20 protein-coding genes and 1 pseudogene are annotated in these 20,517 nt (G+C 72.2%); 7 read left to right on the top strand and 14 right to left on the bottom strand.

The features are described from left to right. The first annotated feature begins 80 nt into the window (after window positions 1–80). Window positions 81–473: a DUF5319 domain-containing protein gene (locus tag ACFPIJ_RS49670; protein WP_033357617.1), complete on the top strand. Its 393-nt coding sequence runs from the start codon at window positions 81–83 to the stop codon at window positions 471–473. Window positions 474–537: 64 nt separating this feature from the next. Here the strand turns inward: ACFPIJ_RS49670 and ACFPIJ_RS49665 are convergent, their stop codons facing one another. After that, a complete protein-coding gene (locus tag ACFPIJ_RS49665) occupies window positions 538–1,296 on the bottom strand; it encodes a helix-turn-helix transcriptional regulator (protein ID WP_380126473.1) in 759 nt (252 codons plus the stop codon). A gap of 180 nt (window positions 1,297–1,476) precedes the next feature. Here ACFPIJ_RS49665 and ACFPIJ_RS49660 point away from each other — a divergent pair. Next, window positions 1,477–1,842: pseudogene (locus tag ACFPIJ_RS49660) on the top strand (WhiB family transcriptional regulator); the annotation flags it as partial. 149 nt (window positions 1,843–1,991) lie between these two features. Here the strand turns inward: ACFPIJ_RS49660 and ACFPIJ_RS49655 are convergent. The 3 genes from ACFPIJ_RS49655 to groES form a co-directional block, all read right to left on the bottom strand. Next, a complete protein-coding gene (locus ACFPIJ_RS49655; RefSeq protein WP_380126472.1) occupies window positions 1,992–3,491 on the bottom strand; it encodes a molybdopterin-dependent oxidoreductase in 1,500 nt (499 codons plus the stop codon). 109 nt (window positions 3,492–3,600) lie between these two features. Next, complete coding sequence (groL, locus tag ACFPIJ_RS49650) at window positions 3,601–5,241, bottom strand: chaperonin GroEL (protein WP_380126471.1); 1,641 nt, start codon at window positions 5,239–5,241, stop codon at window positions 3,601–3,603. A 96-nt stretch (window positions 5,242–5,337) separates the two neighbouring features. Beyond that, on the bottom strand, window positions 5,338–5,652 hold the full coding sequence (groES, locus tag ACFPIJ_RS49645) for a co-chaperone GroES (protein ID WP_203845131.1): 315 nt from the start codon (window positions 5,650–5,652) through the stop codon (window positions 5,338–5,340). Window positions 5,653–5,882: 230 nt separating this feature from the next. Here groES and ACFPIJ_RS49640 point away from each other — a divergent pair, with 230 nt between their 5' ends. Further along, window positions 5,883–6,644, top strand: coding sequence for a hypothetical protein (locus ACFPIJ_RS49640; protein ID WP_380126470.1), 762 nt, complete (start codon window positions 5,883–5,885; stop codon window positions 6,642–6,644). Between the two features lie 3 nt (window positions 6,645–6,647). Then, a complete protein-coding gene (locus ACFPIJ_RS49635) occupies window positions 6,648–7,793 on the top strand; it encodes a class I SAM-dependent methyltransferase (RefSeq protein WP_380126469.1) in 1,146 nt (381 codons plus the stop codon). An 18-nt stretch (window positions 7,794–7,811) separates the two neighbouring features. Here the strand turns inward: ACFPIJ_RS49635 and ACFPIJ_RS49630 are convergent, their stop codons facing one another. After that, a complete protein-coding gene (locus ACFPIJ_RS49630) occupies window positions 7,812–8,558 on the bottom strand; it encodes a hypothetical protein (RefSeq protein WP_380126468.1) in 747 nt (248 codons plus the stop codon). Between the two features lie 17 nt (window positions 8,559–8,575). Between ACFPIJ_RS49630 and ybaK the strand changes: the two genes are divergently transcribed. Both ybaK and ACFPIJ_RS49620 read left to right on the top strand, forming a co-directional pair. Next, a complete protein-coding gene (ybaK, locus tag ACFPIJ_RS49625) occupies window positions 8,576–9,055 on the top strand; it encodes a Cys-tRNA(Pro) deacylase (RefSeq protein ID WP_380126467.1) in 480 nt (159 codons plus the stop codon). Between the two features lie 2 nt (window positions 9,056–9,057). Next, window positions 9,058–9,387, top strand: coding sequence for a DUF1707 SHOCT-like domain-containing protein (locus tag ACFPIJ_RS49620; RefSeq protein ID WP_380126466.1), 330 nt, complete (start codon window positions 9,058–9,060; stop codon window positions 9,385–9,387). A 56-nt stretch (window positions 9,388–9,443) separates the two neighbouring features. On the opposite strand, the gene ACFPIJ_RS49615 is transcribed toward ACFPIJ_RS49620, so the two are convergent. The 6 genes from ACFPIJ_RS49615 to tsaB all read right to left on the bottom strand — a co-directional run bounded on the left by ACFPIJ_RS49615 (window position 9,444) and on the right by tsaB (window position 15,489). Then, window positions 9,444–11,183 carry an ABC transporter ATP-binding protein gene (locus tag ACFPIJ_RS49615; RefSeq protein ID WP_380126465.1) on the bottom strand — a complete coding sequence of 580 codons (1,740 nt, stop codon included), beginning with the start codon at window positions 11,181–11,183 and terminating at the stop codon, window positions 9,444–9,446. Continuing rightward, window positions 11,183–12,874: an ABC transporter transmembrane domain-containing protein gene (locus tag ACFPIJ_RS49610; RefSeq protein ID WP_380126464.1), complete on the bottom strand. Its 1,692-nt coding sequence runs from the start codon at window positions 12,872–12,874 to the stop codon at window positions 11,183–11,185. Before ACFPIJ_RS49610 ends, ACFPIJ_RS49615 begins: the two co-directional genes overlap by 1 nt. Before the next feature lie 67 nt (window positions 12,875–12,941). Further along, window positions 12,942–13,199, bottom strand: coding sequence for a hypothetical protein (locus ACFPIJ_RS49605; protein WP_203845156.1), 258 nt, complete (start codon window positions 13,197–13,199; stop codon window positions 12,942–12,944). A gap of 142 nt (window positions 13,200–13,341) precedes the next feature. Further along, complete coding sequence (gene tsaD, locus ACFPIJ_RS49600; RefSeq protein WP_380126463.1) at window positions 13,342–14,385, bottom strand: tRNA (adenosine(37)-N6)-threonylcarbamoyltransferase complex transferase subunit TsaD; 1,044 nt, start codon at window positions 14,383–14,385, stop codon at window positions 13,342–13,344. Further along, window positions 14,375–14,818 carry a ribosomal protein S18-alanine N-acetyltransferase gene (gene rimI / locus ACFPIJ_RS49595; protein WP_380126462.1) on the bottom strand — a complete coding sequence of 148 codons (444 nt, stop codon included), beginning with the start codon at window positions 14,816–14,818 and terminating at the stop codon, window positions 14,375–14,377. Before rimI ends, tsaD begins: the two co-directional genes overlap by 11 nt. After that, complete coding sequence (gene tsaB, locus ACFPIJ_RS49590; protein ID WP_380126461.1) at window positions 14,815–15,489, bottom strand: tRNA (adenosine(37)-N6)-threonylcarbamoyltransferase complex dimerization subunit type 1 TsaB; 675 nt, start codon at window positions 15,487–15,489, stop codon at window positions 14,815–14,817. Before tsaB ends, rimI begins: the two co-directional genes overlap by 4 nt. 125 nt (window positions 15,490–15,614) lie before the next feature. Here tsaB and ACFPIJ_RS49585 point away from each other — a divergent pair, with 125 nt between their 5' ends. Further along, a complete protein-coding gene (locus tag ACFPIJ_RS49585) occupies window positions 15,615–17,684 on the top strand; it encodes an Hsp70 family protein (protein ID WP_380126460.1) in 2,070 nt (689 codons plus the stop codon). Here the strand turns inward: ACFPIJ_RS49585 and tsaE are convergent. The 3 genes from tsaE to alr are packed head-to-tail and all read right to left on the bottom strand — an operon-like array spanning window position 17,649 to window position 20,376. Further along, window positions 17,649–18,152, bottom strand: coding sequence for a tRNA (adenosine(37)-N6)-threonylcarbamoyltransferase complex ATPase subunit type 1 TsaE (gene tsaE, locus ACFPIJ_RS49580; RefSeq protein ID WP_380126459.1), 504 nt, complete (start codon window positions 18,150–18,152; stop codon window positions 17,649–17,651). The genes ACFPIJ_RS49585 and tsaE overlap by 36 nt on opposite strands. A gap of 11 nt (window positions 18,153–18,163) precedes the next feature. Continuing rightward, window positions 18,164–19,255 (bottom strand): alpha/beta fold hydrolase, encoded by a 1,092-nt coding sequence (locus ACFPIJ_RS49575; RefSeq protein WP_380126458.1) that lies wholly within the window; start codon window positions 19,253–19,255, stop codon window positions 18,164–18,166. Next, entirely contained in the window at window positions 19,252–20,376 is a 1,125-nt protein-coding gene (gene alr, locus ACFPIJ_RS49570) for an alanine racemase (RefSeq protein ID WP_380126457.1), read from the bottom strand. The genes ACFPIJ_RS49575 and alr overlap by 4 nt, the downstream gene beginning before the upstream one ends. Between the last annotated feature and the right edge of the window lie 141 nt (window positions 20,377–20,517).

Here is a 20,517-nt window from a genome sequence, read left to right as displayed (position 1 = left end):
ACTTCGCTGCCAGATCCGCCGGAACCACCGCTCTCACTACCGAGCCCCACACGCGCCGGTAATGGGGCTACCGTTGAGGCGTGCACGAAGAGCCCATCGACCCCTTCGCCGGTGACCCGGCCGATCCTTCGGCCGAGCTCGACGACAGCGGTGCCGACGACCCGTTGACCGCCGCCGAGCGCCAGGACGTTCTCGAGGACCTTGCCGACCTCGAGATCTACCAGGCGCTGCTCACGGCGATCGGCGTCCGTGGGCTCGTCATCGAGTGCGAGGACTGCCACGAGCCGCATTACTTCGACTGGGACCTGCTGCGGGGGAACCTGAAGCACCTGCTCACGTCGGGCCGGCCACGGGTGCACGAGCCCGCTTTCGACCCGGACCCTGACCATTACGTCACATGGGAATACGCGCGGGGTTACGCTGACGGGGTCCACGACGCACTCGCGAGTGCGACGGACGACAACGACGGCTGAGTCGCTGGACGCCCTCGTTTAGGTTTGCCGCGCGCGGGGTACCGACGCGGCATGGCTCGGAGCGCTAACTCACCAGACCGGCACGGAAGGCCGCCGCAACGGCGTGTGCCCGGTCGCGCGCTCCCAGTTTCCGGAACAGCCGGCGAGCGTGCGTCTTGACCGTGTCCTCGGAGACGAAGAGCTCCCGGCCGATCTCGGCGTTGCTCTTGCCGTCGGCCATGCCGCGCAGCACCTGCAGCTCGCGCTCGGTCAGTTCAACGCGGCGCCGCGGCGTCTCGCCGGGCACGTCGCCGCGCTGCTGTGGCACGCCGGCGCCCGCGACGCGCGCGCCTGCCATCCCGACCGCGGCCCTCGCGGCGCCGGGCAGCCCCCGGCCCGCCGGGAGCACCCCGCCGGCCGGCTGGGTCGGCGTGCCGACCCGCGCGGGCAGGACCGGGTCGCCGTTGCTGCGGCCGACCTGGCTGAGCACCAGCAGCACCGCCTTCGCGAGCGTCGTCACCGGGTCCGCCGTGTCGACCCGGATGACCGCCCTGGCGCCGGCGGCGATCGCCGCGGCCGCCGCGCGCGGCTCCTCCGTGCCGAAGAAGACCACCGTCGAGCCGGGCGACACCGCCAGGACACGGCGTGAGAACTCCGCACTGTCCGGCCGGGCCAGGGTCGGGTCGGCCAGCACCAGGTCCGCGGGCTGCTCACTGAGTCGGGCCAGCGCCTCGACCATCGTGACGGCGGTCCGCACCGCGTGTGCCACCCCGAGCCTGGCCGCGGCTGCGGCGACCGTCTGTGCCGCGACCTGTGTTCGCACACACACCAAAATCGTACGCACCGTCGTGCTCCTCTCTCTCAAAGAGAGAAACACGAAATGGCGAGATCTAGACGTGGTTTCGCCGCGATTGGCCTACGAGAAATTGACCGACGACATCCCGTTACCTGCGGCGGTCTCGCGCGTTGTACAGGGATTGTGCAGTTCGCGAATTCCAGTCCGCAAGCTAGGAAGGAGGGGCGAATGACGAATGTGACTCGACTGCCCGGCCCGATCGCGGACGTGTGGGACTGGCAGCGACTCGGCTTGTGTCGAGGGCGCGACAGCGCACAGTTCTTCCACCCGGACGGCGAGCGTGGCGCGTCACGCGGCCGGCGCGAGGCTGCGGCCAAGAACGTCTGCCGCGCATGCCCGGTCCGGGCGCAGTGCGCCGCTCAGGCGCTCGCCACCCGGGAGCCGTACGGCGTCTGGGGCGGCTTCAGCGAGAGCGAGCGGCTGCGACTGCTGGCCATCGGCTGGGAGGACAGCGCGGACCGCAGTCGCACGACGGTCGACGTGTCGCGCCTGGAGGCGAAGCTGGGGCTGCGTCCCTCGCCCCCGCCGGTGCCACTGCGCACGGTTCGCACCCATCCGGCGCCGAACGTGCCCGCCCAGCGCCGCCGCGCCGGCGCTGACCGCGCCCGCCCCGCCGCCAGGTAGCCCCGCTGCGCTGATCGGGCCCGGCCACCGGCCGGGCCCGCCTGCTGCCCGGGGGTGGGTCAGCGCACCTCGACCTGCACCGAGTGCCATCCCGTGGCACCGTCCGGGTCCGGTCGTGCCACCGCCTCGGTCTGCGTGTCGCCGCCGTTGTCGGTGGCCCGGACCGTCAGCCGGTGCTTGCCCGGGGTCGCCGTCCACGGCAGCGTCCACTGCCGCCACGTGTCGATCGACGGCACCGCGGCCAGCTTCGCCTCCTGCCAGGGCCCCTCGTCGACGCGGACCTCGACCTTGGAGATGCCGCGGTGCTGCGCCCAGGCGACTCCGGCGATCATGACCTGCCCCGCGGCCGGTTTGCCACCGTCGCGCGGGGTGTCGATCCGCGACTGGGTCTTGATCGGCCCCTCCCGTGCCCAGCCACGATTGATCCAGTACGCGTCGAAGTCGGCGAACGACGACAGCTCCAGTTCGGCGAGCCATTTCGTGGCCGACACGTACCCGTAGAGGCCGGGCACCACCATGCGGACCGGGAACCCGTGCTCGATGGGCAGCGGTTCGCCATTCATCGCGATCGCGAGCATCGCGTCCCTGCCGTCGCGCAGCAGCGCGGTCGGGGTGCCGGCGGTCCATCCGTCGACCGACCGGCTGACCACCTGGTCGGCGCCGGCCTTCGGGCGGACCTCGTCGAGCAGGTCGGCGATGCGCACGCCCTGCCACTTCGCGTTGCCGATGAGCCCGCCGCCGACGTCGTTGGAGACGCAGGCGAGCGTCACGTACCGCTCGATCATCGGACGCTTGAGCAGCTCCTCGAAGGTGAGGGTCAGCGGCCGCTCGACCCGCCCATGGATGCGCAGCGTCCAGTCCTCCGACGACACCTGCGGCACGACGAGGGTGGTGTCGATGAGGTAGAAGTCCTTGTTCGGCGTCACGAACGGGGCCAGGTCGGGCAGGGCGGCGTCGGCCTCCGGCGGGAGCGGCGCGGCCGTGTCGGGCGCCACCGGGATCCGCACCGAGGCGCGGTCGGCCTGGACCCCACGGCGGGTCGCCCACCAGCGGGCGGTGATCCCCGCGACGAACGCGGCGGCGAGGGTCCCACCGGCGGCGCGGAGGAAGAAGCGGCGCTCCTCGAACGTCTCGACCGGCGGCCGGACAAGCAGCCACCGCAGCACCCCGGCGCCGGCGGCGGCACCGATGAGGGTCGGCACGAACGCATACCAGGGCGCGTCGTGGCGGGTCATGGCGGCGGCGATCCCGACGAGGGCGAAGCCGGCGATGCCGGCATACCCGTACACCATCCGGCGGGTCGCGAGAATTCCGGCGACGGCGGCGAAGACGGCGAGGATCAGCAGCGTGCCGACCTGCAGCGCGATCTTGTCGTAGGTGTAGAAGACCGCCACCGCGAAGTCCTTGACGGACGCGGGCACCGAGTCGATCACGACCCCGCCGACGGATACGAGGGGGGAGGTGGTCGCGCCCGTCAGGATCGCGACGACCTCGGCGACGCCGAGGGACACCCCGGCGGCCGCCAGACCGGCGAGGGCGGCATTCCTACGAGTGAGCACGGCTCCAGTCTGCGCTGTGGATCATCACCCACCAAGGGCGGTAATCGATCCCTAATAACTGTGTGAGGGGCCCTTCACGCATGAAGGGCCCCTCACGATGTCGCGTGACTCAGAAACCGGGGCCGTGCGAGTGGCCGTGGCCGTGCCCGTGACCGCCACCGGCGGCGGGCTCCGGGGCGGCCGGCTTCTCGACGACCAGGCTCTCGGTCGTGAGCAGCAGACCGGCGATCGACGCGGCGTTGGAGACCGCGCTGTGGGTCACCTTGACCGGGTCGACGATGCCGGACTTGACCAGGTCGACGTATTCGCCGGTGGCGGCGTCGAGACCGTGACCGAAGTCGAGCCCGACGACCTTGCCGACCACGACGTAGCCGTCGAAGCCCGCGTTCTGCGCGATCCAGCGCAGCGGCTCGACGAGCGCCTTGCGCACGATCGAGACACCGACCTTCTCGTCACCGGTCAGGCCGAGATCGCCGTCGAGGACGGGGAGCACCTGGGCCAGGGCGGCGCCGCCGCCGGGGACGATGCCCTCCTGGACCGCCGCCTTGGTCGCGGAGATCGCGTCCTCGATGCGGTGCTTGCGCTCCTTCATCTCAACCTCGGTGGCGGCGCCGGCCTTGATGACCGCAACCCCACCGGCGAGCTTGGCGACCCGCTCGTTGAGCTTCTCCTTGTCCCAGTCGGAGTCGGAGGCCTCGATCTCCTTGCGGAGCTGCTCGACCCGCGCGGTGACCTCGCTCTTCTCGCCGCCGCCGTCGACGATCGTGGTGAGCTCCTTGCCCACGACGATGCGCCGGGCCGTGCCGAGGACCTCGGTGCCGACCGACTCGAGCTTGTAGCCCAGCTCCGGGGCGACGAGCTCGGCGCCGGTGAGGATCGAGATGTCCTGGAGCATGGCCTTGCGCCGGTCGCCGAAGCCGGGCGCCTTGACCGCGACGACCTTGAAGGTCTTGCGGATGGCGTTGACCACGAGGGTCGACAGGGCCTGGCCCTCGACGTCCTCGGCGATGATCAGCAGCGGCTTGTTGTCCTTGACGATCTGCTCCAGCAGCGGCAGCAGCTCCTCGATGGCGCCGATCTTCTGGGTGGTGACGAGGACATAGGTGTCCTCGAGCACCGCCTCCTGCGACTCCGCGTCGGTCACGAAGTGCGGGGAGATGTAGCCCTTGTCGAACTGCATGCCCTCGGTGACTTCGAGCTCGGTCGTGAGGGTGGAGCCCTCCTCGACCGTGATGACGCCGTCGCGGCCGACCCGCTCCATCGCGGAGGCGATCAGGTCGCCGATGGTGGCGTCCTGCGCGGAGATGGTGGCGACCTGGGCGATCTCGGTGTGGCTGGCGACAGGGGTCGCCTTCTCCTTGAGCGCCTTGACGACGGCGGCCGTCGCCAGGTCGATGCCGCGCTTGATGCCCGCCGGGTTGGTGCCCGCGGTCACGTTGCGCAGACCCTCGCGGACCAGCGCCTGAGCCAGCACCGTGGCGGTGGTGGTGCCGTCGCCGGCGACGTCGTTGGTCTTGGTGGCGACCTCTTTGACCAGCTGGGCGCCGAGGTTCTCATAAGGGTTGGTGAGCTCGATCTCTTTCGCGATCGTCACACCGTCGTTGGTGATGGTCGGGGCACCGAACTTCTTGTCCAGAACGACGTTGCGCCCGCGCGGGCCGAGCGTGACCTTGACCGTGTCGGCCAGGCGGTTGACGCCGTGCTCCAGCAGGTGGCGCGCCTCGTCGGAGAAGCTCAGGATCTTCGCCATGCGTGTGATGTCCCTTCAAAGGCGACACCGCCCCGGCCGCCAGCGCTGCGCGCACGGGTCCGGGGCGGTGGCCACTGCTCTACTTGTTGGTCTGGGTCACTTCTCGATGACCGCGAGGACATCACGGGCGGAGAGCACGAGGTACTCCTGGCCGCCCCACTTGACCTCGGTGCCGCCGTACTTCGAGTAGATGACGGTGTCGCCGACCTTGACGTCGATCGGAACCCGGTTGCCCTTGTCGTCGATACGACCGGGGCCCACAGCCTGGACGGTGCCCTCCTGGGGCTTCTCCTTGGCCGTGTCCGGGATGACGATGCCCGAGGCGGTGGTCGTCTCAGCCTCGTTGGCCTGGACCAGAATGCGGTCCTCGAGCGGCTTGATCGCAACCTTCGTCGCGGTAGTCACGGGCATACCCTCCTGGGGTATTGAATCTTGCGCTATCGAGTGCCCGGTGAAGCCGTCGTCGCGGGTGCCGGCTTCAGCCGGTTGGCTGGCACCCTCGACACGAGAGTGCTAATCGGAGGTTATGTCGCTGGCTAGCACTCCGTCAAGGAGAGTGCCAAACACGCCACGAATTCACCCGTCGTCGGCTACGCGACGGACCGCGGCGTGCACACCGCCGCCGATCTACGCTCAGCGGTATGAAGAGGCTGCTCGGCACGCTGATCGTCGCCCTCCTGACCGTGGGGTCTCTCACCGCCTGCGGCAAGAAGGACGGCGGGGGCACGCCCGTGGCCGCCACCAGCACCGGCCCCTCGGACTCCTCCGCGTTCGGCGAGAACACCAACGGCGGAGGCGCCTCCACCGCGGCATCCGACGGCGGCAACCAGAGCCCCGCCACGGACAAGAGCGCCGCGCCCACCTACCCGGGTGACGCGAAGGGCTACTGCCAGGCGGTCGTCACCGCGTGGACCAGGAACGACAGCGGCCGGATCAAGCAGCTCGCCGGCGCCGGCGCCGTGTCCAACTTCCAGTACATCGAAAAGGGCGCCGACACCAACTGGAAGTACGCGAAGAAGGACGGTTCCGACTGCATCCTGCGCAACGACCACGGCGACCAGCTCCAGGTCACGGTCGACGAGCAGAAGCTGGGCAAGCCGCAGGCCGTCACCGACGTCGTGATCGAGAAGACCGAGTACCCCTCGGACCCGTCCAGCTACGTGAACAACTTCATCAACGCCTGGTACAACGGCAACACGCAACGCATGGCGATCTACTCCAGCCACTCCATCGCGGGCAACTACGGTGGCAAGAAGGCCCCGCCGAACTGGACCGAGGGCCAGCCCAAGGAGGACAAGGGCGACTACTGGCTGGTGCACGGCTCGTCGAATGCCGGCGACAGCTATACCTTCAAGGTCAAGAAGAGTCTCGGCAAGGCCAACGGCATCCTAGGGATCTCATAACGCATGCTCGAACAGGCCCTGAAAGCCGCGGCGGCACTGCCGGACGGCGACCCCCTGGCGGCCGCGTCGGCGCTGCGGGCGGCCGGCTTCCCGCCGGACCTCGCCGCCACCGCGCTGACCCAGGTGGCGCTGCGACGCAAGGCGGTCGCCAAGTTCGGCGCCGACGCGGGCGTGATGCACTTCACCCGGGCCGGTCTCGAACAGGCGACCCGGGGTCCCGTCGCGGCCCGGCGGGCGGCCCGGCTCGCCGCCGCGGGCGCGACCAGCGTCGCCGACCTGGGCTGCGGCATCGGTGCGGACACCATCGCCTTCGCCCGGGCCGGCCTGCGCGTGCACGCCGTCGACGCGAGCGAGGAGACGGCCGCGACCGCGTCGGCGAACGTGCTCGCGTTGGGTCTTTCCCAGTTGGTACGAGTGGAGCCCCGCGACGCGGCATCCGTCCCGCTGGACGAGGTCGACGCCGTGTTCTGCGACCCCGCCCGGCGCACCTCCGGCGGGCGGCGGGTGTTCGACCCCCGCGCCTACTCGCCGCCGTGGGACTTCGTCGTCGGGCTGGCCGCCCGCGTGCCGATGACGGTGCTGAAACTCGCTCCCGGGATCGACCACGCGATGTTGCCGCCGGGGGCCGAGGGGGAATGGGTCTCGGTCGACGGTGACGTGGTGGAGGCGGCGGCGTGGTGCGGCCCGCTCGCGTCCGCTCCCCGGCGGGCGACCCTGTTCCAGGGTTCGTCGGTGGAGTCGCTGACGGGGAGCGGTTCGCTGGCCGCCCCGGTCGGACCGGTCGGAAATTTCGTGTACGACCCGGACGGTGCCGTGATCCGGTCGCACCTCGTCGCCGAGTTCGCCGCGACGGTCGGCGGCACCCTGGCGGACCCCACCATCGCCTACGTCTACACCGCGACACCGGTGCCGACCCCGTTCGGGCGCTGCTACGAGGTGCTCGACCAGCTGCCGGTCGCGTTGAAGCGGCTGCGGACCGCGCTGCGGTCCCTGGACGTCGGCGCGCTGACGATCCTCAAACGCGGCTCCGCCCTGGACGTGGAGGAGCTGCGCAGGTCGCTGCGGCTGTCGGGCACCCAGGCCGCGGTGATCGCCCTGACCCGGGTGGCCGGCGCGCCGGCCGTGCTCCTGCTTCGCAGAGTCCCCTGATCCAGGTCGCCGCCCGGGTCAGTAGAGCTGCTGGCCCAGGCGGCGCTGCAGGTCGATGAGGACGTCGTCGGCGAGGTCCTCCGGCGGGCGGCGCCCCAGCTGCTCCGTCAGCATCCGCCCCGACTCGCGGCACATGTCCCACGTGATGCGCTCATGCAGCCAGCGCAGCCACTCGACGACGTCGTTGATGAAGAACGCGATGATCTGCTCCGAACCCCGGACCCGCCGCTCCTCCCCCATCACCGTCAGCGCCGCCGCCAGCCGCCGCCGCGGGAAGTCGTGCCCGGCCAGGGCGTCGGCGAACACGTCCGCCCGGTGCCGCGGCGCCGTCGGCGCGACCGTCAGCTTCGGAAACGGCGGCTCCCCCGACGTCCACACCTGCGCGCTGCGCGGCACGAACTCCGGCTCGAGGACCACGTCGATCCGCGACGCGTGCCCCGGGTCGTCGACGGCGACAAGCACCCGCGGCTCCACCGAACTGACCTTCGTCACGAACCGCGACAGCCCCGTCGCCTCCTCCACACAGAACCGGGCGTCCGGCAGGTCCAGCACCCCGTCGAACACCAGCCGGCCGACCCGCGGCCCGGCCCCCTGCCACAACCGGACCCTGACCAGCCCGACCTGCGGCCGCGCCGCGACCCGCACGTGCCGGTCGGTCGCGGTGATCGGCCCGTCACCGTCGAACACGGACATGTCACGGCCGCTGGTGGCGCCCAGGAAGATGTGCCCGTAGCCCAGGTACATCTGGACGGCACCGATCTGCATCTCGCTATTGTGGGCCAGTGGCGAGCAAGGGCACCCCGGCGACCGCACTGTTGGCGCGGCAGAAGATCGCGTTCACTCCGCACACCTACGAGGTCGACCCCCGGGCTGCCTCCTACGGCGAGGCAGCCGCGGCGGCCCTCGGCGTCGAGCCGTCCCGCCTCTTCAAGACCCTCGTCACCACCATCGACGGCCAGCTCACGGTCGGTGTGGTGCCCGTGTCGACGTCCCTGGACCTCAAGGCCCTGGCCGCCGCCGTCGGCGGCAAACGCGCCGCGATGGCCGAGCCCGCCGCCGCCGAACGCGCCACCGGCTATGTGACGGGCGGCATCTCCCCGGTCGGCCAGCGCTCCCGGCTCCCCATCGTCATCGACGCGTCGGCTTCCGGACTGTCCACGATGTACGTCTCCGGCGGCCGCCGCGGCCTGCAGATCGAGCTCGCCCCCGACGACCTCGTCCAGGTCACCGGTGCCGTGCTCGCCGACATCGCGGCCCACTGATCATGCCCACGGCTGACGACGACCGCCGGCTCGGCCCGCTGACCATGCGCGCCTCGGACGAGGACCGCCAGCGCGTCATCGAGGCGCTGGAGCACCACACCCAGCTGGGCCGCCTCACCCTGGACGAGTTCGCCGACCGCTGCGACACGGTCCTCGCCGCGAAGACCCTCGACGACCTGCGCGCCGCCACCCACGACCTCCCGGCGCTGCCACCCACCCCGGCGGCGACTGCCGGCAGCGAGGCCGCCAACGACCGCCACGTGCTGCTGGTGTTCGCGATCGCCCTGATCGCCGCCGTCCTGCTGGGCCTGGTCTACGCCGCCTTCCACTGACCCTCTCCGTGATCCGGAAGACCTTGGGTGGTCAGGAGTACCCAAGGTCTTCCGGATCATGAGAACTGGTGGTCGGTCCCGTGCCAGGAGCGCCACAGGGCGGCGTACGCCCCGTCGGCGGCGACCAGGTCGTCGTGGCTGCCGAGTTCGGTGATCCGGCCGTCCTCCACGACCGCGACCCGGTCGGCGTCGTGGGCGGAGAAGAGCCGGTGCGCGATCGCGATCACCGTGCGTCCTTCCAGGGCGCCGGCGAGGGAGCGTTCGAGGTGCCGGGCGGCCCGCGGGTCGATGAGGGACGTCGCCTCGTCCAGGACGAGGGTGTGCGGGTCGGCGAGGACGAGCCGGGCGAGGGCCAGCTGCTGCGCCTGCGCCGGTGACAGGGGCGGCTCGCCCAGCACCGTGTCCAGCCCGTCGGGCAGGGCGTCCACCCAGTCCAGGGCGTCGACGGTGGCGAGGGCCCGGCGCAGCTCCGCGACCGGGGCCGAGGGCCGGGCGAGGACGAGGTTGTCGCGGACGGTGCCGAGGAAGACGTGGTGTTCCTGGGTGACGAGGGCGACGTGCCGCCGTAACGAGGCCAGCGGCAGGTCAGCAAGAGCAACGCCGCCGACGGTGACCGTCCCGGCGCCAGGGGTGTAGATGCCCGCGAGGAGGCGGCCGAGGGTGGACTTGCCCGCGCCGGAGGGGCCGACGATGGCGAGCCGCTCGCCGGGGCGGATCTCCAGGTCGACGCCGTGCAGGACGTCGCGGCCGTCGACGTACGAGAATCGCACGCCCCGAGCCACGATCCGTTCATCAGTGAACGCCGGCGGAGCGTCGGCGGCGGGCACGGGAACGGACTGGACGCCGACGATGCGGGCGAAGGAGGCCAGGCCGACCTGCAACTGGTCGAACCAGGACAGGACCCGGTCGAGCGGGTCGATCAGGGCGACGAAGTACAGCACGGCGGCGGTGACCTGGCCGACGGTCGCCCACCCCTCCATCACGTACCAGCCGCCGGCCACGAGGGTGACGGCGCCGGGCAGGACGTAGCCGAACTCGGTGAGCGGGAAGAAGACGGTGCGCAGTTTCAGTGTGTACAGGTTGGTGCCGTACACGCCGCGCAGGTGCTCCTGGGTGCGCTGCACCCGCCGGTGCCGCAGGCGCAGCACGTCGACGGTGCGGGCACCCTCGACGGTCTCCGCGAGGCCGTCGGTGAGCTGGGCGAAGGCGGCGCTGGAGGCCAGGTAGCCGGCGGGGGCGCGGCGGAAGTACCACACGGAGCTGGACCACAGGACCGGCACGGCGATGAGGGCGGGCAGCAGCAGGAGCGGCGACAGGATGGCGACGGCGCCGAGGGTGAGCAGGACCTGCAGGACGCCGATGACGACCTCGGGCAGGGCGAAACGGACCGTGCTGGAGGTGCCTTCGACGTCGCGGGAGGCGCGGGTGAGCAGGTCGCCGGTGCCGGCGCGTTCCACCGTGGACGGTGGGACGGCGAGGACCCGGTCGACGAACTCCTCGCGGAGGGTCGCGAGGACCTGCTCGCCGAGGCGGGCGGAGGCGAGCCGGGCGTAGCGCACCAGCACCGACACGATCACGATGACGCCGGTGATGGTGAGGGCGACGCGGTCGACGGTCGCGGTGGTCGTGCCCGCGGAGGTCTTCTCGACCAGGTCGCCCAGCAGGCGGGGGGTGACGAGGCCGGCCACGGCGGCGCCGACGTGCAGGACGACGACCAGGGCGAGCATCCGCGGGTGGGCCTTGATCAGGCGCCGCAGGTAGGCGCGGACCTCGGCGCCGGAGGCGATGGGCAGCATCAGGCGTCGTCCTCCCGGGTGACGGTCGCGGCGTACGCCGGGCAGCCGTCGAGCAGCTCGCGATGGGTGCCGGTGGCCGCGACGCGGCCGGTGACGTCGACGAACGCGACGGTGTCGGCGCGGTCGAGCAGCAGCGGGCTGGTGGTGCACACGACGGTGGTCCGGCCGGTGCGCACGGTGGGGAGGTTGCGGGCGATGAGCGCCTCGGTGTGGGTGTCGACGGCACTGGTCGGCTCGACCAGGACGAGGACCGGCGGGTCGAGGGCGATGGCACGGGCGAGGCGCAGGCGCTGCTGCTGGCCGCCGGAGAAGTCGCGGCCGCGCTCGGCGATCTCGGTGTCGAGGCCATCGGGGAGGGCGGCGACGATGTCGCGGGCCGCAGCGGCGTCGAGGGCGGCGAGGACGGCGGCGGGCCGGGCGCCGAGTTCGTCGCCCAGGCGCCCGCGGAAGAGGCGGTCGTCATTGTCGGCGACGACGATGTGCGACCGGACGTCATCGATCTTCAGGGTTTGCAGGGGTACGCCCAGCAGAAGCGCCTCCGACGCCGGGTCGAGCAGGCCGATCCGGTCCGCGATCGCGGCGGCGTCCTCGGGCCGGGTGGCGGCGATCGCGGTGAAGCTCCCGCGGCCGGCGACGAAACCCGAGCCGGGGTCGGCCAGGTCCCCGGCGGTGACGGCGGATGGTTCGGCCGGGTCGCGCAGCTCGGGTTCGACGCCCAGGAGGGTGATGACGCGGCCGGCGGCGACGAGGCCGCGGGTCAGCTTCTCGGCGAACTCGGTGAGTGTCCGCAGTGGACCGACGAGGAACGCGGCATAGGCGTAGAAGGCGACGAGCTCGCCCGGAGTGATCTTGCCGGCGACGGCGAACCGGGCGCCGAGCCAGGTGACGAGGGCGACGAACAGGCCGGGGAGGAGCACCTGCGCGCCTTCGAGGAGGGTTTCGACCTTGGCGACCCGGACGCCGGCGGCGCGCACCTGCTGGGACTCGGTCCGGTATCGGGCGGACACGACGTCCTCGCCGCCGACGCCACGCAGGATCCGCAGGCCGGAGACGATGTCGGCGGCGCGGCCGGTGAGCGCGCCGGCGAGCTCGCGCTGGGCTCGGCGGCGCTGGTGCAGGGGCTTGATGAGCAGGCCGACGACGCCGACGAGCAGCGGCACGCCGATGACGACGACGAGGCCGAGCGGCACGGACACGTCGAGCAGCAGCGCGGCGACGACGATGATCGCGACGACGGCGCCGCCGGTGCGGGCGCTGACGTCCATCGAGTAGCCGACGTGGTCGAAGTCGGTGGTGCCGATGCTGACGACCTCGCCGGCGGCGACCTTCTTCGGCAGGGTCGCCCCGAGGCGGGTCGCGTGCCGGGCGGTGACCTGCACGGTGCGGAAGCCGGCGCCGAGGAAGTTGGTGACGGCGAACCGGTGCCGCATGATGCCGCTGATCGCGGTGATGATGCCGAGGCCGAGGAGGGCGCCGCCGGCGCCGAGCAGGGCGGTCCGGTCGTGCGCGGTGAGGGCGTCGACGCCGGCGCCGAGCGCGGCGGGGACGAGAGCCTGGCTGACCATCCAGACGACGCCGAGGGCGATGCCGGGCAGGATCGTCGGGAGCTGGTTGCGCAGCACCCACAGCAGATACCTGCCGGCGGTTCTGCTGTCGGGTTCACCGGGATCGTCGAGCGGCAACCGTTTCATGGCCCGCCGACGGTAACCCGGCAGCCCTTCCCGGCGCCTTACATTTTCCCAGCCGGTGGGCAGGATCTCAGCGGTCCACCTCGGTGAAGTCCCAGGCCTGGGGGCGGCGGGAGACGAGGTGGGACGGCGGGTCGCTGAACTCCTCGGGGGTGCTGCCCCGCCACTTGGAGATGACGACGAGCCGGTGGTCAGTGGACGAGTACACCTCGCTGGAGATGTGCAGCGGGTGGACCTCCACCTTGGGCAGCATCGCCTCACACACCCAGGACAGCAGTTCGTCGAACGCCTCGGGATGCGCCCGGACCTCCCACATGCGCACGATCACGGCGCTGGACTCTACTCCCATGCCGCTCAGCCTGCCTTCCTCGGCCTCAAGACCCGTCACGGCGCGACCTCCGCTCCGCTCCGGTCACGCTGCATTCCATTGCCTCAAAGCCCGTCACGGCGCGACCTCCGCTCCGCTCCGGTCACGCCGTGACCATGGTGATCGGCATCGCCGAATCCGTGGGAAGCCCGAGGTTGCCAGGGGGCGCGTCGGCGGCGACGAGGTGGGCGCCGAGCGCGGCGACCATGGCGCCGTTGTCGGTGCACAGCTTGGGCCGCGGGACGCGCAGCGTGATGCCGTGCTTGTCGCAGCGTTCCTGGGCGAGGGCCCGGATCCGGGAGTTGGCCGCGACCCCGCCGCCGATGACGAGGGTGCGGACGCCGCGGTCGAGGCACGCGTCGACGGCCTTGTTGGTGAGGACGTCGCAGACGGCCTCCTGGAAGCTGGCGGCGACGTCGTTGACCGGGACGGGCTCGCCGGCGCGCTGCCGGGCCTCGACCCAGCGGGCGACGGCGGTCTTGAGCCCCGAGAACGAGAAGTCGAAGCGGTGCTCGACGAGATCCCGGGCGGCGCTGAGCCCGCGCGGGAACGGGATGACGATCTGCCCGTCGCGGGCGGCCCGGTCGATCGGTGGCCCACCAGGGAACGGCAGCCCGAGCAGCCGGGCGACCTTGTCGAACGCCTCGCCGGCCGCGTCGTCGATGGTGGCGCCGAGCGGCTCGACCCGGCCGGCCAGGTCGTCGACCTGCAGCAGCGAGGAGTGGCCGCCGGAGACCAGCAGGGCGATCGCGGGTTCGGGCAGCGGCCCGTGTTCGAGGGTGTCGACGGCGACGTGCGCGGCGAGGTGGTTGACGCCGTAGATGGGTTTGCCCGCGGCCAGCGCGTAGGCCTTGGCCGCGGCGACCCCGACGAGCAGCGCGCCGGCGAGGCCGGGGCCGGCGGTGACGGCGATCGCGTCGACGTCGGCGAGGGTGATCCCGGCGGTGTCGAGGGCCCGCTGGACCGTCGGGACCATCGCCTCGAAGTGGGCCCGGCTGGCCACCTCGGGCACGACCCCGCCGAAGCGGGCGTGCTCCTCGACGCTGGAGGCGACCTCGTCGGCGAGCAGGGTGTGGCCGCGCACGACGCCGACCCCCGTCTCGTCGCAGGAGGTCTCGATCCCGAGGACCAGTGGCTCAGTCTTCACGCATCATCACCAGTGCATCCGTGTTACTCGGCTGGTAGTAGCCCTTCCGGACGCCGATGCCTTCGAATCCGTAGCCGGCATACAGCTTCTGGGCGGGCAGGTTGTCGACGGCGACCTCGAGCAGCACCTGCCGCGCGCCGTGCCGGGCGGCCTCGGCGAGCAGTGCCTCCAGGAGCCGCCGGCCGATCCCGCGCCGCTGCGCGTCCTTGCGGACACCGACGTTCTGGATCCAGGCCTCGTCGGGCAGGGCCAGGGCGAGCCCGGCATAACCGACGACCCGGTCGCCGTCGAGCGCCACGAGATAGTGGTGACCGCTGGCCAGCTCGTTCCAGAACATGCCGGCGGACCAGCGTTCCTCGCCGAACAGCTCGTCCTCGATCGGGAGCAGCGCGTCGATGTGGAACCAGCGCAGGTCGGCCAGGTCGACCGTCACGGCAGCGCCGGCTTCCGCTCGCCGGGGGCGACCGCGTCGGGGCGGCGCAGGTAGCGGGGGGTCAGGGTCTCGCCGGGGGCTTTGGCCCGGACCCGGTCGGCGGCGAGGGCGGCGAGAGCGCGCGCGGAGGGGTACCGCGGCGGCAGCAACGGCAGCCCGAACACCTCGGCGTATTTGTCGGCGCCGTCACCGGCGGCCGCGTCCACCTCGACGCTGACGGCGGCGGGTTTGTCGACCGCGGGCCCGTCGACGCGGACACCACCGGAATACACCGCCCAGTAGACCTCTTTGCGGCGGGCGTCGGTGGCGACGAGGAGCCGGCCGGGCTGCCCGTGACCGATGCCGTCGAGCGAGCAGACCCCGTAGACGGGGATGTCGAGGGCGTGGCCGAGCGCGGCGGCGGTGACCATGCCGGCCCGCAGGCCGGTGAACGGGCCGGGTCCGGTGCCGGCCACGACGGCGGCCAGGTCGCCCGGGGCCGCACCGCCTTCGGCGAGGACGGCCTGGATCTGCGGGGCGAGCAGCTCGCCGTGCGCCCTGCCGTCCACGGTGACCCGCTCGGCAAGGACGGTGACCAGCGGATCCCCGCCGCCCGGCAGCTCGGGGTCCTCGACGCGGACGAGCGCGGCCGTCACCGCGGGCGTCGAGGAGTCCACCACCATCACCAGCACGGCGCCAACTCTACCGACCGGCCTGTGACGCACGTCCGCGGTCGCGTCCGCGATCCGTTAACCGATTCGCAACGAGCCGAGCCTAGCATCGGCCGACATCTAGGCGGGATGCGTCAGGAGAGCCGATGACCGAGCCGGTCCTGGTTGTGGATATGGGTTCCTGGGCCATGTCCGCCGCTGTCGTCGTGCACGACCAGTTGCATCTGGTGCGGGAGCCCGTCACCGGCTCGGTCCGGTGGCCGGGCGGCGCCAGCCTGGACCCGGCACCGGGCCGGCCGCGGCTGTCCGTGGGCGCCGTCGCCGAGCAGCGACGCGACCAGCATCCGCGGCACTACGTGGACGGGGTGCGCCGGGCGGTCGACGCGAACGCCCCGATCTGGCTCGGTGACCAGCTCGTCAACGGCACGGAGCTGACCACGGCGGCGCTGGACGCCGTCATCGAGGAGGCCACCCGGCTGCACGGCAGGATCGGGCGGCTCGTCGTGACGGTGCCGGCCGCGTACCGCACCCATGACCCGCGGCGGGAGGTCCTCGTCACCGCGGCGGCCGTCGCCGGCTTCCCCGACGTCGAGCTCGTCCACGACGCGTCCGCCGCCGTCCTCGACCCGCTCGCGGCGCTGGAGATCCCGGAGGGCGGCTACCTGCTGGTCTGTGACCTCGGCGCGACCTGGAGCGCGACGCTGACCCAGATGCAGCACGGCGTGCCGGTGCCGTTGAGCCAGGAGGGCTCCGGCAACGGCCGCGACCTCGACGTGATGCTCGCCGCGGACCTGCGCACGAGCCTGGCGGAGTGGGTGGAGCCCGCGTTCTCGGCCGGTGGTGACGTCAGTGTGCGGGCCGGTTTCCACGCTCTGGACATCGTGCGCAAGCTCAAGCACCGGCTGAGTGAGGTGCCGGAGGCGACGGATCACATCGAGCCGGGGGCTCCGGCGTACACCATCGACCGGCGCCTGCTGGACCAGCTGACCGAGCCGGCCAACCGGTGGCTCATCGCCAGCTGCCGCGCGGTGATCGCGCGGGCCGGGATCGTGCCGGGGGACGTCGCGGCGGTCCTGCTGGTCGGCGGCTGCGCACACCTGCCGACGCCCGCGCCGACGCTGCACAACGGGCTGAGCCGCCCGGTGACCCGGCCACCGGAGCCGGAGCTGGCGGTGCTGCGCGGCGCGGCCCGGCTGGCCGGTGGCCGGTTGAGCCGTTCGCTTCCGGCCGATCCGGCGCCGTGGCGGGTCGAGCCGCTCGCCTGGACGGTGCCCGGCGGGCGGGGGCGGCTGGTCCGCTGGCTGGTGAAGGAGGGCGAGCAGTACCGGCAGGGTGCGCCGCTCGCCCAGGTCCGCACCGCCGACGACCGGGTCTTCGACCTCAACGCCGGCCGCGCCGACGGGGTCCTGCTGGAGCACCGCGTCCCGATCGGCGGCATGGTCGTCTCCGGCACGGCGGCCGCGCACGTGCGGATCTCCCCGACGGTGGAGCGGTTCCAGCTGGCGAAACGCCACCATCTGCGGGTCTCCGGCGACTGGATGCTCATGCCGGACCGGCGGATGCTCGTGGAGTGCTCCCGCACCGGTGAATACGTGAAGGTCCGCTCGATCGACAGCGGCGCCCTGGTCACCGAGCTGCGTCCCGGCCGCGGCGCGGGCCGCCCCCAACACGGGCAGGTCGCGCTCGGCCCCAACCATCAGCTGTCCCTGGTCACCTGGGACGCCGAGGGCCACTTCTGCGTCTGGGACGTGCTGTCCGGCCGCATGACCAGCAGCTTCTCCGACGCGCACCGCCCGGATGCAGTGCTGGTCAACGAGGGCGAGTGGCGGCTCGTCGCCACCGGCGAGGGCGCGGCGAGCGTCGGCCGGTATCGCCGCGACGTGGCGACCGTGTGGGACCTGGCGACCGGTGCGCGCCTCGACCGGGTCGTCGGTGAGGATCTGGCCCGGCGGTTCACCGGCTACACGGGCTCCAGCCGCGCGGACGCGTTCGCCACCGAGATGGCGTCGCCCGACGGCCGGCTGCGGGCCGCGGTGCTCGACGGTTCGGTCTCGGTCCGCGACCTGGAGACGGAGGTGGAGGTGTTCCGCGCCGACCTGTCGCCGGGCAAGCAGGTCCGGACCGCGTTCTCCCACGAGGGCCGCCACCTGCTGGCCCGCTGCACCGACGACGAGGGCACCTCAGTCGACGTCTGGGAGGTCCTGCAGCCCGCGTAACCGGCCCGACCACCCCTGGCCGTGCGGCACGGCGGTGACGGTGCGCGAGTCGTCGTCGTGGCGGGTCAGGCGGAGCTCGAGGTGGTCGTCGGTGAGCTGCTCGACCAAGCCCTCGCCCCACTCGACCACGGTCACCGATTCTTCGAGGGTGGCGTCGAGGTCGAGGGCGTCGATCTCGCCGAGCGGATCCTTCACGTCGCCCAGCCGGTACGCGTCCACGTGCACCATGGCGACCCCACCGTCGCTCGCCGGCCGGTGCACGCGGGCGATCACGAACGTCGGTGAGGTGACCGCGCCCTGGACCCGCAGGCCGGCGCCGATGCCCTGGGCGAGGGCGGTCTTCCCGGCACCGAGCGGGCCGGTGAGCAGGACGAGGTCGCCGGCGCGCAGGACCGTGGCGAGACGGCGGCCGAAGGCGTGGGTGTCCTCGACGGCCGGCAGCGTGCGGGTCACCGGGTTACGTGTCACTGGGTTTGGTGTCACCGGCTCAGGACCCGCTTGAGGAACGTCTCGATCGCGTTGTTGACCTCGTCGGCGTGCTCGAGCATGACGACGTGCCCGCCGTCGGCGACGACGACGAGCTCGGCCTCGGGCAGGACGGCGGCGATCTCGCGGGTGTGGGTGAGCGGGGTGAGCACGTCGCGGTCGCCGCAGACGAGCAGGACCGGCACCCGCCGCAGCGGGCCGAGGACCAGCAGCCGCGCGTGGGTGTAGAGGGTCCGCAGGTATCGGGCGATGACGTCGGTCGAGGTGGTGGTGTTCATCTTCTCGACGTAGGAGACCAGGGCGGGGCTGGGGCGGGCGGTGCCGAACCCGTAGCGCCGGGTGAGCAGCCACGCGAGGTCGGTGGAGGCGCGGCGGGCCCGGTCGACGACGCCGGAGCTGATCGGGCCGGCGATGCCGACCACGGGCAGCAGCGGCCGGCGGAACTTGGCGACGACCTCGGGCAGGCCGAAGTTGACCTGGTCGAGCTTGCCGGCGGAGGTCGAGATGAGCACGACCGCCTCGACCCGGGACTCGAACAGCTCCGGGACCTGCTCGGCGAGGGCCATGATCGTCATGCCGCCCATCGAGTGGCCGATCAGGACGACCTGGCCGGTCGGGGCGGTGGCCTGCAGCACCGCGCGGAGGCCGGCGCCGAGTGCGTCCAGGGAGTATTCGCCCTTGCGCAGCCGGCCGGAGCGGCCGTGGCCGGGCTGGTCGTAGAAGACCATGCGGTGCTTGCCTTCCAGGGCCTTGCGCTGGAAGTGGAACGTGCCCATGTCGAGGCAGAACCCGTGCACGAACACCAGCGTCGGCTGGTCCGCCTGGTCGCTGTCGGGGCCGTTCACGATCTCGACGTGCAGGTCGATGCCGTCGTCGGTGGTGACGGTGAGCTCCTCGTCGGAGTCCCAGACACCGAACTCCTCGTCGGCGTAGACGTCGTCGGCGCGCTTCGACCGGTGCACGAGATACCGCTCGGTGGCGACACCGGCCGCGACACCGGCGGCGGCCACGCCGAGGATCGCGCCGATGATGCCGACCTTGCGCCGCCGGCTGCCGCTCTTGATCTCGACGTCGCTTCCTGTCATGCCTGCTCCCCCACGTAGACGCGCGGTGTCCGGTTGCTGCCCATCCGCGCGACGATCTCGTAGTTGATCGTGTCGGCGGCGGCGGCCCAGTCGTCTGCGGTCGGCTCGCCGCGCCCGCCGGCACCGAAGAGGACGGCCTCGTCGCCGGGGCGCACCTCGTCGTCGCCGCAGTCGACCATGATCTGGTCCATGCAGACCCGCCCGACCACGCGGCGGACCTTGCCGCCGATCTCGACCAGGCCGCGGCTGCTCGCGGAGCGGGGGACGCCGTCGGCGTAGCCGAGCGGCACGAGCGCGAGATTCGTGTCCATGAGGATTTTGTACGTGTGACCGTAGGACACGCCCTCGCCGGCCGGGACGGCCTTCACCAGGGCGACCCTGGCGTGGACGCTCATCGCGGGGCGGAGGTCGGGGGCGGCGCCCGGGATCGGCTCGAGACCATACGTGGACAGGCCGACCCGCACCAGGTCGAAGTGGCTCTCCGGGAGGGTCAGCGTGGCGGCGGAGTTGGCCAGGTGCCGCAGCGGCGGCTCGACCCCGAGCCCGGCGGCGACGTCGAGGGCGTCGTCGAACGCGAGCTGCTGCCGCAGGATCGACGGATGGCCGGGCTCGTCGGCGCAGGCGAAGTGGCTCCAGACGGCGGCGATCTCGATGTCGCCGTCGGCCTCGGCCTTCGCGGCGGCGGTGAGCAGCGCCGGCCAGTCGGCGCGGGTGGCACCGTTGCGGGACATGCCGGTGTCGACCTTCAGGTGGACCGCCGCGGGGCGGTGCGCCTGCCGGGCGGCGGCCGCGATCTCGTCCAGGGCGTCCGGCGACGACGCGGACAGGTCGACGCCGGCGGTGATCGCCTCGTGCAGCGGGCGACCGGGGCTGTGCAGCCAGGACAGGATTCTCACGGTGATGCCGTGCTCGCGCAGGGTCAGCGCCTCGTCGAGCGTTGCGGCACCGAGCCAGGTCGCGCCGGCCTGCACGGCGGCGGTGGCGACGGGGAGCAGGCCGTGGCCATACGCGTCGGCCTTGACCACGCTCATCAGGGCGGTCCCGGGCCGCAGCAACCCCCGGAGGGTCGCCACGTTGTGCCGGATCGCGTCGAGGTCGATCCGGACCTGAGCCTGCCACATGCACCTAAGCCTAAGCGGTGCCCCCGCTTTCGGGCTCGGGCCCGTCTCCCCATGATCCGGAAGAGCCTGTGCACCCCTGGGTACACAGGCTCTTCCGGATCATGAGGTCGGGGTCAGTTGGTGTCGCGCCGCCGCATCGAC

It is taken from the genome of Dactylosporangium cerinum, from assembly GCF_042653625.1.
Lineage (GTDB): Bacteria > Actinomycetota > Actinomycetes > Mycobacteriales > Micromonosporaceae > Dactylosporangium > Dactylosporangium cerinum.
Note: the sequence above shows the minus strand (reverse complement) of the source record. Positions and strands in the feature narration are given on the sequence as shown.